This is a genomic window from Anoxybacillus sp. P3H1B, from assembly GCF_001560855.1.
GTDB lineage: Bacteria > Bacillota > Bacilli > Bacillales > Anoxybacillaceae > Anoxybacteroides > Anoxybacteroides rupiense.
This window is the reverse complement of record NZ_LPUG01000025.1, coordinates 1-14,426: the sequence shown is the minus strand read 5'-3', so window position 1 is coordinate 14,426 and position 14,426 is coordinate 1. Positions and strand designations below refer to the sequence as shown.

At 40.8% G+C, this 14,426-nt stretch carries 12 protein-coding genes, 1 rRNA gene and 1 other annotated feature; all 13 genes read right to left on the bottom strand.

Going from position 1 to position 14,426, the window contains the following annotated elements; genetic code table 11:
- Positions 1-9 precede the first annotated feature (9 nt).
- The 13 genes from AT864_RS14695 to rrf all read right to left on the bottom strand — a co-directional run bounded on the left by AT864_RS14695 (position 10) and on the right by rrf (position 14,416).
- On the bottom strand, positions 10-417 hold the full coding sequence (locus tag AT864_RS14695; protein WP_231734667.1) for a Mini-ribonuclease 3: 408 nt from the start codon (positions 415-417) through the stop codon (positions 10-12).
- Between the two features lie 4 nt (positions 418-421).
- Complete coding sequence (gene cysS / locus AT864_RS14690; protein ID WP_066150199.1) at positions 422-1,819, bottom strand: cysteine--tRNA ligase; 1,398 nt, start codon at positions 1,817-1,819, stop codon at positions 422-424.
- On the bottom strand, positions 1,800-2,465 hold the full coding sequence (gene cysE, locus AT864_RS14685) for a serine O-acetyltransferase (protein ID WP_066150196.1): 666 nt from the start codon (positions 2,463-2,465) through the stop codon (positions 1,800-1,802). Before cysE ends, cysS begins: the two co-directional genes overlap by 20 nt.
- Positions 2,466-2,530: 65 nt before the next feature.
- Positions 2,531-2,759 (bottom strand) — a binding site (T-box leader).
- Positions 2,760-2,800: 41 nt separating this feature from the next.
- A complete protein-coding gene (gene gltX / locus AT864_RS14680) occupies positions 2,801-4,261 on the bottom strand; it encodes a glutamate--tRNA ligase (protein ID WP_066150193.1) in 1,461 nt (486 codons plus the stop codon).
- Between the two features lie 69 nt (positions 4,262-4,330).
- Entirely contained in the window at positions 4,331-4,807 is a 477-nt protein-coding gene (ispF, locus tag AT864_RS14675) for a 2-C-methyl-D-erythritol 2,4-cyclodiphosphate synthase (RefSeq protein ID WP_044744084.1), read from the bottom strand.
- Positions 4,808-4,811: 4 nt separating this feature from the next.
- Complete coding sequence (gene ispD, locus AT864_RS14670) at positions 4,812-5,498, bottom strand: 2-C-methyl-D-erythritol 4-phosphate cytidylyltransferase (protein WP_066150190.1); 687 nt, start codon at positions 5,496-5,498, stop codon at positions 4,812-4,814.
- 24 nt (positions 5,499-5,522) lie between these two features.
- Positions 5,523-6,617 carry a PIN/TRAM domain-containing protein gene (locus tag AT864_RS14665; RefSeq protein ID WP_044744093.1) on the bottom strand — a complete coding sequence of 365 codons (1,095 nt, stop codon included), beginning with the start codon at positions 6,615-6,617 and terminating at the stop codon, positions 5,523-5,525.
- A gap of 110 nt (positions 6,618-6,727) precedes the next feature.
- Positions 6,728-8,113 carry a DNA repair protein RadA gene (gene radA / locus AT864_RS14660; RefSeq protein WP_066150187.1) on the bottom strand — a complete coding sequence of 462 codons (1,386 nt, stop codon included), beginning with the start codon at positions 8,111-8,113 and terminating at the stop codon, positions 6,728-6,730.
- Between the two features lie 82 nt (positions 8,114-8,195).
- A complete protein-coding gene (gene clpC / locus AT864_RS14655; RefSeq protein WP_066150184.1) occupies positions 8,196-10,628 on the bottom strand; it encodes an ATP-dependent protease ATP-binding subunit ClpC in 2,433 nt (810 codons plus the stop codon).
- Positions 10,615-11,715, bottom strand: a complete 1,101-nt coding sequence (locus AT864_RS14650; protein ID WP_066150182.1) for a protein arginine kinase — start codon at positions 11,713-11,715, stop codon at positions 10,615-10,617. Before AT864_RS14650 ends, clpC begins: the two co-directional genes overlap by 14 nt.
- A gap of 2 nt (positions 11,716-11,717) precedes the next feature.
- Positions 11,718-12,263 (bottom strand): UvrB/UvrC motif-containing protein, encoded by a 546-nt coding sequence (locus AT864_RS14645; RefSeq protein ID WP_044744089.1) that lies wholly within the window; start codon positions 12,261-12,263, stop codon positions 11,718-11,720.
- A gap of 15 nt (positions 12,264-12,278) precedes the next feature.
- Entirely contained in the window at positions 12,279-12,740 is a 462-nt protein-coding gene (locus tag AT864_RS14640; RefSeq protein WP_044744090.1) for a CtsR family transcriptional regulator, read from the bottom strand.
- Between the two features lie 1,559 nt (positions 12,741-14,299).
- Positions 14,300-14,416, bottom strand: a 5S ribosomal RNA gene (rrf, locus tag AT864_RS14630).
- Between the last annotated feature and the right edge of the window lie 10 nt (positions 14,417-14,426).

Below are 14,426 nucleotides of genomic sequence, written 5' to 3'. Positions count from 1 at the left end.
CTTCCTTTCTTAGCCTTCAGTAATATCAAATGAATAACGGATGAGCTCTTTCAGTCTTTCCTCATTATTTCCTAAGAAATGATACCCAATCAACGCTTCAAAGGCTGTACTGTATCGATACGTTTGAACATCGGTATTTTTAGGAATTGTAGCTGATTTAGCATTTCTCCCTCTGCGCAAGACCGCTTGCTCTTCCTCCGTTAAGATCGCTTGTTCTAGTAACGCCAATACCACTTTTGCCTGCGCCTTGGCAGAAACATACCGGATGGCTTGCTTGTGTAATTGATTTGGCTTAACGCTTCCTTTGGCAAGGAGGCGATGCCGCACATACAATTCGTAGACAGCATCACCGATATAAGCAAGAGCTAAACCATTAAGCTGTTTTACATCTTTTATATCTACAAAAAAGTCTTTCACACTCTTATCCTCTTTTCCATCTCGTTCCTTGCGGCGTATCTTCTAAAATAATATTTTTTGCTTTTAGTTCATCCCTAATTTGATCAGCTAAGGCAAAATCGCGATTTTTTCTAGCTTCATTTCGCTTCTGGATCAATGCTTCGACTTCGTCATCGAGCAATTCATCCTCTGTTAAAGAAATTCCCAATACACCTAATAGCTCTTCAAACTCATGTATGAAAGCAGAAATGACTTTTTCAGCTGTATTTTTTTCAAGCAAATATAAATTTGCCTGTTTAGATAGCTCAAATAATACAGCAATGGCATTTGCCGTGTTAAAATCATCATCCATCTCCGTAATGAAAACATTGCGGCATTCATTAATCTTATCTAACCATTGCCCATCGTTATCGGTTAAATTGCTGCAGCTCGCAAGACGATGTTTTAAATTAAGGTAGGACGTTTTTAAACGTTCCAATCCGTTCTTTGTGCTTTCTAACAACTCTTGACTATAGTTAATCGGATGACGGTAATGAACAGATAGCATAAAAAAGCGCAATACTTTCGGATCTACTTGCTGAATGATATCGTGTACAAGAACAAAGTTCCCGAGAGATTTAGACATTTTTTCATTATTGATATTAATGTAGCCATTATGCATCCAATATTTCGCAAATGTCTTTCCTGTCAACGCTTCTGACTGGGCAATCTCGTTTTCGTGATGTGGAAATGTTAAATCTTGGCCACCTGCATGAATATCGATAGTATCTCCTAAATATTTGTGCGCCATCGCTGAGCATTCGATATGCCAGCCCGGCCGTCCTTTTCCCCAAGGGCTATCCCAAGCGATTTCGCCCTCTTTCGCTGCTTTCCATAAAGCAAAATCAAGCGGATCTTTTTTCTTTTCTCCAATTTCAATACGGGCCCCCGCTCGAAGCTCATCAACCGATTGATGTGAAAGTTTTCCGTATTCTGCAAACGCTCTTGTTTTATAATAAACATCCCCATCTACTTCATAAGCATATCCTTTTTCGATCAGCTGCTCAATAAATTCAATAATAATGTCAATATTTTCGGTTACACGCGGATGAACATCGGCTTTTCGGCAGCCTAATGCGGATACATCTGCAAAATAAGCCTCAATAAAACGTTCAGCAATCGTTGGAACATCTTCTCCTAATTCTTTAGCCGCCTTAATCAATTTATCATCAACATCAGTAAAGTTCGAAACATATTGCACATCATAGCCGCGAAATTCTAAATAGCGGCGGACGGTATCAAATACAATAGCTGGACGCGCATTTCCAATATGAATATAGTTGTACACCGTTGGACCACAGACATACATTTTTACCTTATTTGGTTCAATCGGTTCAAATTTCTCTTTCTTTCGTGTCAATGTGTTATAAAGCTGAATGCTCATTTTGTGCCTTCCCTTCTTTAAGTTGTTGAATTTCCATTTGTAGCTTTTCAACCTGATTCTCTAGCTCTTTTAAACGATCGGCAATAGGATCCGGTAAATCCGTATGGTTTAAATCTTTGTTCACTCTGACTCCATTATGCACCACGACTTTCCCTGGAATACCAACAACAGTGGAGTTCGGGGGTACATCTTTTAAAACAACCGATCCTGCTCCTATTTTTGAATTTTCTCCAATTGTAATGGAACCAAGCACCTTAGCTCCTGTTGCAATCAAACAGTTATCTTTAATGGTCGGATGGCGCTTTCCTTTTTCTTTTCCTGTCCCACCTAATGTCACTCCTTGATATACCGTCACATTATCGCCAATTTCACATGTTTCTCCAATCACAACACCCATGCCATGGTCGATAAAAAAGCGACGACCGATCTTTGCACCTGGATGAATCTCAATGCCTGTAAAAAAGCGACTAATTTGTGAAATCAGCCTTGCAAGAAAGTACAGTTTCCGTTTATAAAAAGCATGAGCAATGCGATGCGCCCAAATAGCATGTAATCCTGAGTAAGTCAAAATAACTTCTAAATAGCTTCTTGCTGCCGGATCTTGTTCAAACACAACTTCAATGTCCTCTTTCAAGATTTTAAACATCTCTCTCCCTCCTCCTCAGACTTCCAGAATATCGGAATAATAAAAAGCGTCTCTGTGTTTGCAAACACAGAGACGCTCGGACGCGCGGTTCCACTCTGTTTAGCCAAATGAAAAGCTTGGCTCCCTCAGCTCTTATAACGGAAGAGAATCCGCTCCATTCTACTACAGAGCATCTCTGCTTCGAAAGGAGGCTCCGAGGCGCATTTCAAAAGCATTAAGCATGAATCACTTCCAGCCAAGGTGACTCTCTCTGTAATGTTAATGCTTTTTACTTCTCCTCATCTACGCTTTATATATGGATTTGTTAATCATCATATTACAAAAAAGAAAAAATGTTAGTCAATTAGTTTTTCTAAGCGTTGAATCACTTTTTCTTTTCCAAGCAGCTGTATCGCGAGCGGCAGCTCCGGTCCGTGAGTTTGTCCTGTGGTAGCTACACGGATAGGCATAAATAATTTCTTGCCTTTCTGTCCCGTTGTTTTTTGTACCGCTTTAATAGCGGCTTTAATGGACTCTGCATCCAATTTTTCCAGATTTTTCACTGCCTCTAAAAACGCCTTCAATACGGCTGGAACTTGTTCTTCCACTAATACAGCCCGCGCTTCTTCGTCATACTCGACATCTTCTTTAAAAAACAGCTTGGACAATTCTACAATCTCTGCTCCATAGCTCATCTGTTCTTGATATAAAGCAATTAATTGCCGAGCCCATTCCCGCTGCTCTCCGGTCATTTGCGCCGGCAAACAGCCCGCCTTGATTAAGTGAGGCAAAGACAGTTCTACAAGCCGATCTAAATCAAGCTTTTTAATATATTGGTTATTCATCCATGTCAGCTTCTGTTTATCAAACATCGAAGGAGATTTAGATAGGCGAGATACATCAAAAATACGAATGAGCTCTTCCTTCGTAAAGAGTTCTTCTTCTCCTTCTGGCGACCACCCTAATAAAGCAAAAAAGTTAAACATCGCTTCAGGAAGGTAGCCAAGCTCTTTATATTGAGAAACAAATTGAATAATCGATTCATCGCGTTTGGATAACTTTTTGCGCTGCTCATTTACAATCAATGTCATATGACCGTAGCGCGGTGGCTCCCAACCTAAATACTCATAAATCATCAACTGTTTTGGCGTGTTCGATAAATGTTCTTCGCCGCGAAATACATGAGTAATCTCCATTAAGTAATCATCTATGACCACCGCAAAGTTATAAGTCGGAATTCCGTTAGCTTTGACGATGACCCAGTCACCGATATCTTTTGATTCAAACACTACTTTGCCACGAACCATGTCTTCAAACTCGTATACTTTCCCTTCAGGTACTTTTATACGCAATGTATACGGCTTGCCTTCCGCCTCCAACTGCTGTACCTGTTCAGGCGTTAGATGACGGCATTTGCCACTATATTGCGGTGCTGCAATTCCCGCCGCCTTTTGGGCTTCACGTTCTTGCTCCAATTCTTCGGGCGTACAGAAGCATTTATAGGCATATCCTTTTTCTAATAGCTCATTTGCATACTGACGATATATATCAAGACGCTCTGTCTGGCGATAAGGTCCATATCCTCCATCTTTGTCTACCGATTCATCGTAATCAATGCCGAGCCATTTTAAATTCTCCAATTGAGACTGCTCTCCGCCGGGCACATTCCGTTCGATATCAGTGTCTTCGATTCGCACAATAAATTTCCCATTATGGTGGCGAGCAAACAAATAATTAAATAGAGCTGTGCGCGCTCCTCCGATATGTAAATGGCCAGTCGGACTCGGCGCATAACGCACTCTTACCTCTTGTGACATGTTAAGACCTCCATCAACATTTAACTGTGTATCGTTATTTTAACATTATACCACCACAAAGTTAAGCCATTATTGCCTTTGCAATAAAACAACCGCTTGAGCAGCAATGCCTTCTTCACGCCCAGTAAATCCAAGTTTTTCTGTCGTCGTCGCCTTCACATTTACTTGAGAGCGCTCCGCTTCTAATAACTCAGCCATTCTCTCTATCATTTGTTCAATATAAGGAGCCATTTTCGGTTTTTGTGCAATAATGGTACAGTCTAGATTGGCAAGCTTATACCCCTCTTTCTTAACGAGGTTCCAAACTTGCTGTAGCAATCGCGCGGAGTCGGCATCTTTATATTGTTGATCCGTATCTGGAAAATGCGTCCCAATATCGCCAGCACCAATGGCTCCTAAGCACGCGTCTGCCACAGCATGCAACAACACATCTGCATCTGAGTGACCAAGCAATCCTTTTTCATAAGGAATGCAAACACCGCCAATTATTAAAGGGCGGCCTGTTACTAATTGATGAACGTCAAATCCTTGCCCTATCCGAAACATATATTCACCTTGCTTCCTTTAATGATAAAATCGCTTCCGCAAATAGTAAGTCATCTGGCGTTGTTAATTTAATATTTCGATAATCTCCCTCCACAATTTTCACTTTTTTTCCCATCCGTTCAACAAGACTGGCATCATCTGTTCCGATATACCCTTCTTCCTGTGCCCGTTTATGCGCTTCTAAAACAAGGGAAACACGAAAAGCTTGTGGAGTCTGTACAGCCCACAAGCTAGAGCGCTCCACCGTTTCCTCAGCCATTCCATTCCTAACTTTTTTAACGGTGTCTTTCATAGGTACAGCGGGAATTGCCGCACCATGCTCTTGCGCTTCCTTCACTAATTCGTGTATTTTTTCTAGCCTAATAAACGGGCGGGCACCATCATGAATGAGGACAATCTCACCTTCTTTAACTGCCTGCAACCCATTGTAGACGCTATGTTGCCGTTCGATGCCACCACTGACGATCGAGATCACTTTTTTGATCCCGAACTTTTTCAGTAGCTCAACAAACAGCGGTCTTTCCGTTTCGTTTACTACCATAATAATTCCGCGACAATCGTCATCTTGTTCAAACACCTTTAACGTGTGTATAATGACAGGCTGATGCTGCAATTCAATAAGCAGTTTGTTCATGCCAGCCTTCATTCGCTTTCCCTGTCCTGCTGCCGGAATGACTACTTGATATAACATATGACTTATTCTCCTAGTCTACACTTATAATGCCTTTTGGAGAAGCTTGAGCTTCGCAAAAATCATTCTCCCTGCTGAAGTTTGTAACACACTAGTGACTAAGACGTCAACCCGTTTGCCTATATAATCTCTGCCATCTTCGACAACAATCATCGTTCCGTCATCTAAATAGGCAACGCCCTGGTTATGCTCTTTTCCATCCTTAATGACTTGTACATTCAATTCTTCTCCCGGTAAAACAACCGGTTTAACTGCATTGGCCAAGTCGTTTATATTCAGGACTCTCACATTTTGCAGTTCACAGACTTTATTTAAATTGAAATCGTTCGTCACGACCACTCCTGATGTTAATTTCGCTAATTTCACTAGCTTGCTGTCCACTTCCTGAATGTCATCAAAATCGCCTTCATAAATCTCTACTTTCATTTCCAATTCTTTTTGAATGCGATTCAAAATATCAAGCCCGCGGCGGCCGCGATTTCGCTTCAGTACATCTGAGGAATCAGCAATATGCTGTAATTCTTCTAGAACAAAACGAGGAATAACAATCGTTCCCTCTAAAAATCCTGTTTGGCAAATATCAGCAATTCGTCCGTCAATAATCACGCTTGTATCAAGAATTTTTAAAGTACTGTTTTTTTGCTTGTCGCTTTCTTCTTCTGTTCCTTTTTTCTTAGACATGCGACTAGAAATGGAAAATAAATTCATCAACTCATGGCGTTTCTTAAATCCTACCTGAAACCCTAAATAGCCAAGCAAAATCGTTAAAAAAACTGGCAGCACGGTATTAACGACTTGAAATTGAAATGCTTTAAGCGGCATCACCACTAAAAATGCAACAAACAATCCAAAAATTAACCCTAAGCTTCCAAACAAAATATCTGTGACAGGTGCTTTTACCAGAGATTCTTCAATCCAGTGAATTAAACCCACTACATAATCAACTAGCCAAAAAGTCATGATAAAGAAAATAAGTGCTCCCAAAATCGCCAGCATATATGGATTGTTAAAAAATGAAAGATGATGGATATTCAGCAGTCGAAATATATTCGGAAGAAAAATAATTCCTAAGGTCCCTCCGACGACTAAGAAAAATAATTGGACTACTCTCTTTAACATCATACTTTCACCTCCTCAACTACATTATAAACAGTTTCCAATGTTTGAAACCAATGATAACACAGTTTTTAATCTTTTTTAAAAATTTGATACATGTTTGTAACGTTTATTCATACAGATTTTCTGTCTCCTAACGTGTATTCCAACGCTTCAGCGACATGAGACACCCCGATAATTTCCACTCCTTTTGGCGCCAGCCATCCTCCCAAATTATTTTTTGGAATAATAATACGATGAAATCCAAGCTTTACTGCTTCTTGAACTCGCTGCTCGATACGAGAGACTCGACGTACTTCTCCTGTCAGCCCCACCTCTCCGATGATGACATCTGATGGATTCGTCGGCAGATCGCGAAAGCTGGAAGCAATGCTTACAGCGATGGCTAAATCAATAGCTGGTTCATCTAATTTGACTCCCCCGGCTACTTTTAAATAAGCGTCTTGGTTTTGCAGAAGCAACCCAACTCTTTTTTCTAGTACAGCCATCAGCAATGATACGCGGTTATGGTCAATTCCCGTCGCCATTCTTCTTGGATTGCCAAAGCTTGTTGGGGAAATTAACGCTTGAATTTCCACGAGCACGGGTCTTGTGCCCTCCATTGACGCTACTACCGTTGATCCTGCCACTCCGCTTGATCGTTCTTCCAAGAATACCTCTGAAGGGTTTTCAACCTCTAGCAGCCCCGTTTCTCTCATTTCAAAAATACCAATCTCATTAGTCGATCCAAATCGATTCTTCACTGCTCGTAAAATTCGGTACGTATGATGGCGCTCACCTTCAAAATACAAAACTGTATCTACCATATGCTCTAAAATTCTCGGTCCAGCAATGGAGCCTTCCTTTGTTACATGGCCGACAATAAAAATCGCAATTCCTTTTGTTTTAGCGATTCGCATCAATTCCCCTGTACACTCCCTGACTTGAGAAACGCTGCCGGGAGCTGATGTAATCTCGGCTCGATAGATCGTTTGAATGGAATCAATTACTACAAAGTCAGGTTGAATTTCTTCAATCGCTTGATGAATATATTCCAAGTCTGTTTCTGATAATACATACAGCTCATTAGCGGAAATGCCCAAACGGTCAGCACGCAGCTTCGTTTGCTTGACTGATTCTTCCCCGGAAATATATAGCACCTTATATTGATTCAACGCCAATTGTGCAGACACCTGCAAAAGAATGGTTGATTTTCCGATACCAGGATCACCGCCGATAAGAACGAGAGAACCTTTAACGATTCCGCCACCTAACACGCGATTAAACTCCGCAAGATCCGTTACCATTCTTGGCTCCTGTGCTGTTGCTACGGTTGTAATCGACACTGGCTTGGATATAGAAGAAGGAGCAGTATGAACAAATACTCCCCTTGCTGCTGGTTTTCCTTTCTCAATTTCCTCAATCATAGAGTTCCACGTCTGACAACCTGGACACTTTCCCATCCATTTGGCTGATTCATATCCGCATTCTTGACATACAAATTTCGTTTTCTTTTTCATAACAGCTAATTCCTCTCTATTCGCAAATGCAAAAAGAAGGTATGCGCCAATCTACTTCTGCCGCATACCTTGCTGCCACCTTTTACTGAACGGTTTGTTCTGATAAAACTACAAATTCTCCGTCTTTGACATCTACAATGACTTTTTGCCCTTTTGTGATCGTTCCTTTCAACAGCTCTTCAGATAAGCGGTCTTCAATGTGTTTTTGTAAAGCTCGGCGCAATGGACGAGCACCATATTCTGGGTCATGTCCTTCTTCAGCAATTTTTGCAATCGTTTCTTCCGTCAATTCTAATTCAATATCTTGCTCTGTTAAACGTTTTACAAGCTGATCGGCCATAAGATGAACAATTTTTGCTAAATGTTGTTTTTCTAATGAGTGGAATACAATAATTTCGTCAATACGATTCAAAAACTCTGGACGGAACGCTTTTTTCAATTCATCCATGACTTTACCCTTCATGTCTTTATATTTCTGGCTTTCATCTTGAACATTAAAGCCTACATACTTATTTCGTTTCAGGGCATCAGCTCCCACATTGGATGTCATAATCACAATCGTATTGCGGAAATCAACCGTTCTTCCTTTTGAATCTGTTAAACGTCCGTCTTCTAATACCTGCAGAAGAATATTAAATACATCTGGATGTGCTTTTTCCATCTCATCCAATAAAACGACCGAGTATGGTTTACGGCGAACTTTTTCTGTCAATTGTCCTCCTTCTTCATATCCGACATATCCAGGAGGAGAACCAACAAGTCGAGAAGTAGAATGCTTCTCCATATACTCGGACATATCGATGCGAATCAACGCATCCTCATCTCCAAACATCGCTTCTGCCAGTGCTCGTGCTAACTCTGTTTTTCCTACCCCAGTTGGTCCAAGGAAGATAAATGAACCGATTGGACGCTTTGGATCCTTTAATCCTGCACGGGCGCGTCGGACCGCCTTCGCCACTGCTTTCACTGCTTCTTCCTGTCCAATCACTCGCGAATGCAAAATTTCTTCAAGCTTTAACAACCGTTCTGTTTCTGTTTGCGCCAATTTCGATACAGGTATTCCTGTCCAGCTAGATACAACCAAAGCAATATCCTCTACTGTTACTTCCGAATTTTCCTGACCTTGCTTTTCTTTCCAAGCGCGTTTTGTTTCTTCTAATTCCTCACGCAAACGTTGTTCCGTATCGCGCAATGAAGCAGCTTTTTCAAATTCCTGACTCTGAACAGCAGCGTCTTTTTCTTTACGAACCTCTTCTAACTTTTGTTCCAACTCTTTTAAATTAGGAGGAGCGGTAAAAGAACGAAGACGCACTTTTGAGCATGCCTCATCAATTAAATCAATGGCTTTATCTGGGAGAAAGCGATCTGTAATATATCGATCTGATAGCTTCACTGCTTGAATAATTGCTTCATCAGAAATCGAGACACGATGATGCGCTTCATATCGGTCACGTAACCCTTTTAAAATTTGAATGGACTCTTCAACAGTCGGTTCATCAACATAAATTGGCTGGAAACGACGTTCTAGCGCAGCATCCTTCTCTATATATTTCCGGTATTCATCTAACGTTGTAGCACCGATACACTGCAATTCACCACGAGCTAATGAAGGTTTTAAAATGTTTGAAGCATCAATAGCTCCTTCCGCTCCCCCTGCGCCGATGAGCGTATGCAGCTCATCAATAAATAAAATAATATTTCCTGCTTGACGAATTTCATCCATAACTTTTTTCAAGCGGTCTTCAAATTCACCGCGATATTTGGTTCCGGCAACAACTGTCCCCATGTCTAACGTCATGACTCGCTTGTCTCGTAACGTTTCAGGAACTTCATTATTGACAATTTGCTGCGCCAATCCTTCTGCAATCGCTGTTTTACCTACACCGGGTTCACCGATTAATACCGGGTTGTTTTTCGTGCGTCGGCTTAATACTTCAATTACACGTTGAATCTCTTTACTTCTTCCAATGACAGGATCTAAGCTGCCTTCGCGAGCAATGGCTGTTAAATCGCGAGCAAGACTGTCTAACGTCGGTGTACTCACATGGGAAGCACTGCCTTGGTGTCCGGAAACAGACTCATTGCTTCCCAATAGTTGTAACACTTGTTGACGTGCTTTATTCAAGCTTACTCCTAAATTATTGAGAACACGAGCGGCGACTCCCTCTCCTTCACGAATTAAGCCAAGCAAAATATGCTCTGTACCTACATACGAATGTCCAAGCTTTCTGGCTTCATCCATAGAAAGCTCAATCACTTTTTTGGCACGTGGCGTATAATGAATCGTTTGCGACACCTCATGTCCTCGACCAATCAATGCCTCTACTTCCTTCTGAATCTTTTCTGGTCCTAACCCCAAAGCAATTAAAGCTTTAGCGGCAATCCCTTCCCCCTCGCGAATCAATCCAAGCAAAATATGCTCCGTGCCAATGTTATTGTGACCAAGACGTACCGCTTCTTCTTGAGCTAAAGCCAACACTTTTTGCGCCCGTTCTGTGAATCTACCGAACATCATTTTCATCACCCTCCATTGCTTTTCGTTCTTCCATTTTTAAACGTTCTCGAATCAAAGTAGCTCGAAGAACATCCCGTTCATTAGGTCTTAATGCTCCGCCAGCATATTGCTGCAAGAATCCCGGCTGCATTAAAATCATCAGCTCATTTAGAATGCTCCGAGAAATGTTTTTAATATACCCTAAATCAATTCCCAAACGTACATCCGATAAACATTGGGCCGCTTCCTTCGATTCGATAACACGGCAATTGGTCAAGATGCCATAGGAGCGAAAGACTCTGTCTTCTAATTGTATGTTTAAAGTTTTGACTAATGCCTCTCTTGCCATTCTTTCCTGAGCAATTAATTGTTGAACAACACTTTTTAAATCCTCCACAATATCTTCTTCTGATTTGCCAAGCGTAATTTGATTTGATATTTGGAATATATTCCCTAAGGCCTCACTTCCTTCTCCATACGTTCCTCTTACCACTAATCCTAGTTGGCTAATGGCTGGAATGATTTGGTTCATTTGCTGTGTTAGAGTCAGAGCCGGTAAATGCATCATTACCGATGCTCTTAATCCTGTTCCTACATTTGTAGGACAGCTTGTTAAATAACCTTTCTTTTCATCAAATGCGTAATTGACATGCATTTCAATCCAATCATCCAGCGCATTGGCCATCTCTAAAGCTTCTGTCAGTTGCAGTCCTGGAAATAAACATTGAATACGAATATGGTCCTCCTCGTTAATCATAATGCTTACCTCTTCATTTTCCGACAGCAAGCATGCTCCGAATGGGCAATCTTCCGCTAAATGTGGACTAATTAAATGTTTTTCAACCAATACCCTTTTTTCGATCGTTTGGAGCTCATTCATTTTTAAAAGCTCAAATCTACCAACTACAGGATGTGATTGGCGTGCAAATGTCTGTTCAAATTGCTGTACGATATGCTGGGCTTCTTCGTTGCCAAAAACAGTGGGAAACTGGTAATCTACAATATTCCTTGCAAGCCGAATCCGACTGCTCAATACAATGTCTGAGTCCGGACCTTCTTGGTTCATCCAAGAGCTTACTGCTGTATTCAAAAACTTCTCAAGCGACACAATCAGCCCTCCTCCCCATGTTTACTTACACGTGATTCAAGCAAACGAATTTGATCGCGAACTTCAGCTGCTTTTTCAAACTCTTCTCTGGCAATAAGCTCTTGCAGTTTTTGTTTTAAATGAGCGATTTGTTTACGAATATAAATACTGCCACCGATTCGTCTTGGAATTTTCCCTGCATGAGTAGTATTGCCACTATGAAGTCGTTTCAATATCGGCTGCAGTTGTTTAGCGAATGTATGATAGCAATGAGAGCAGCCAAAACGGCCAATTTTGGCGAATTGATTATATGTCATGTTGCAGCGTTCACATTGCAAAATTTCAATGCTTTGAAATGCATTTTGCTTGGCTCCCTTTGTAGGAGCTTCAAAATTTAATAGACCTGCCAATAAATTTTGCAGAGAGAATCCTGCATTTCCATGAAACATAAAAACGTCCCCGTGCTCTTGAGCACAATGTTCGCAAAGATGAAATTCTGTCTTTTCACCATTGATAATTTTCGTAAAATGCATCGTGGCCGGTCTCTGCTTACATTCTTGACATATCAAAGATCTCACCTCTTTCTATTTATACTTCAAAGACATTAACATGGCTTTTAACATTCTAGCTCTCAACTCATCTCTTTGAGGCAAGTCAATATATAAAACAGATCGATCCATTACGCTCAACATAATATTTGCCTCTCGTTCAGAAATGACTTTTTCTTCAACAAGTCGGCGAATAATATCCTCTGCACTCGATTGACTGACATGATGACGAATTAAAGATAATAGCTGATCAATTAATTGCGATTCATTTTTTGTTTTCACTTTTATAATTCGAATATAGCCTCCACCGCCGCGCTTGCTTTCTACAATATAGCCTCGTTCCAAAGTAAAGCGTGTATTAATGACATAATTAATCTGTGAAGGAACGCACTGAAATTTATCGGCGATTTCACTTCGTTTAATCTCAACAATTTCTTGTTCACTCATATTTAAAACTTGCTTTAAATATTGTTCGATAATATCAGAAATGTTTCTCACCCTACCCCTCCTTGCTTAGGTAGTTGACTTTGACTATATTTGACCTTAATTTTACTATATAGCAGATATAAAAAAAATGCAACAAACAAGAGCAGATAATCATATGATTGCCGATTTTCCGAATTTAAAACAAAAGCAGTATGAATTAATTCGATAACATATGCTAAAAATCCTTTATATCAAGAAAAAAGTTATAATTATGAAGCAAGGACATATCTCAACATGACACATGCTCAAAGATCCATCTTTGAAGCAGTAAACCATTCAACGATGGAAACAGACACCAGCACTTTTTTAGAGTTTTCGCATGTGCAGCAAAGCATATTCAATCCGTAGAATATGTCAATTAAGCTGTTTTTGAATGAGAGAGAAGCACAGGAACCGAGGAGTTTGACGTGGTCATTCACATGATTTAACGTTTAATATGCTCGAGGATATGATATGGGGTGAATAGAGGTTCAAATTTTAATCAGTGAAAACCAATCGTATCGAAAAAACGAAATGTACAATTTTATTGTGAATATGTCGCAAAGCGCATCATAAATGAATAAAGACATATAAAAACCCACTCACTCCCTTGAAAATCCTATACAGCGACCAATAAGCTCCAAAGAGTGGACATTATGCGTTCTAATTTGATTAAAGAACATGCATGTAGGAGATGAAATCTCTTTTGATGCATTCTTCCAATAGATCCATCGGCTTTCTTTGTTTGGCACGCCGTATACAACAGAGAGGCCGCCGATTTTAAAAAGGCATTACTCAGGTGCTTATTTTTAAAAACGTATTTTGCGCTCGATTCGTTGCGAGAGTTGATGTGAGTCCTTCAGTGGTTTGATTATTGTCGCCGCCTTTGTAGACTAACAGCGTTCTGCATGTTTCGACGCTTTCTCGTACAAAACAATGGTTTCAAGAGCAAGAGTTTCCGGAATCTCATGCTCAACTGCTTATGCATTTAAGTGTCAAGCAGCCTTCAGCTGTGTGGATTGACAATATGGCACTCCGAAGCAGCCCCTATGATTCTCAAATGATGGGAAGGATGATGCCCACTCTTATCACTTGTTTAAGGGCTATCAACTTTATACAGGTATCACCGCAGGCGAAATCGTGGTCTCCCATATGCTTACACCCCCCAATCGACATGACGCGGCAGTCACGCCAGAGGTTTTTTGAGCTCTCAAAGACTGGAACATTCGGTTTGCTTTAGGAGATGCCGCCTATGACAGCAAGAAGGTTCAAACTATCGCCCGCCGAGAACATAGGAGTGTTTTTGGGTCACCTCGAAATCAAAAGAACGAATATGACTCCAGGGTTGTTGAAGGTGACATTTGGAAAACAGTTATGGGGCTTGCATACCAACATTGAACGAATAGGCCATCAGCTCAAAATGAAAGGACAAGGATCAGCATGAGTTATGGAGGTTATCGCCATCCGTTGCATGGTCAATAGTATATTTTTATTTAGCAACACCATCATTAGTAGTGTAAAGCATTTACAGATGGTTTCAATATATTAAACAAAAAAGCATGTTTCATAATGAAACATGCTTTTTATATACAGCCTAGCAACGTCCTACTCTTGCAGGGGCGTTAGCCCCAACTACCATCGGCGCTGGAGAGCTTAACTTCCGTGTTCGGGATGGGAACGGGTGTGACCTCTCCGCCATCGTCACTAGGCTTGTTATTT

Coding starts and splice junctions, on each gene's coding strand:
- AT864_RS14665 (WP_044744093.1), bottom strand. CDS start 6,617: ATGTTAAAGAGAGTAGTCCAATTATTTTTCTTAGTCGTCGGAGGGACC.
- cysS (WP_066150199.1), bottom strand. CDS start 1,819: ATGAGCATTCAGCTTTATAACACATTGACACGAAAGAAAGAGAAATTT.
- ispD (WP_066150190.1), bottom strand. CDS start 5,498: ATGTTATATCAAGTAGTCATTCCGGCAGCAGGACAGGGAAAGCGAATG.
- radA (WP_066150187.1), bottom strand. CDS start 8,113: ATGAAAAAGAAAACGAAATTTGTATGTCAAGAATGCGGATATGAATCA.
- ispF (WP_044744084.1), bottom strand. CDS start 4,807: ATGTTTCGGATAGGGCAAGGATTTGACGTTCATCAATTAGTAACAGGC.
- cysE (WP_066150196.1), bottom strand. CDS start 2,465: ATGTTTAAAATCTTGAAAGAGGACATTGAAGTTGTGTTTGAACAAGAT.
- gltX (WP_066150193.1), bottom strand. CDS start 4,261: ATGTCACAAGAGGTAAGAGTGCGTTATGCGCCGAGTCCGACTGGCCAT.
- clpC (WP_066150184.1), bottom strand. CDS start 10,628: ATGATGTTCGGTAGATTCACAGAACGGGCGCAAAAAGTGTTGGCTTTA.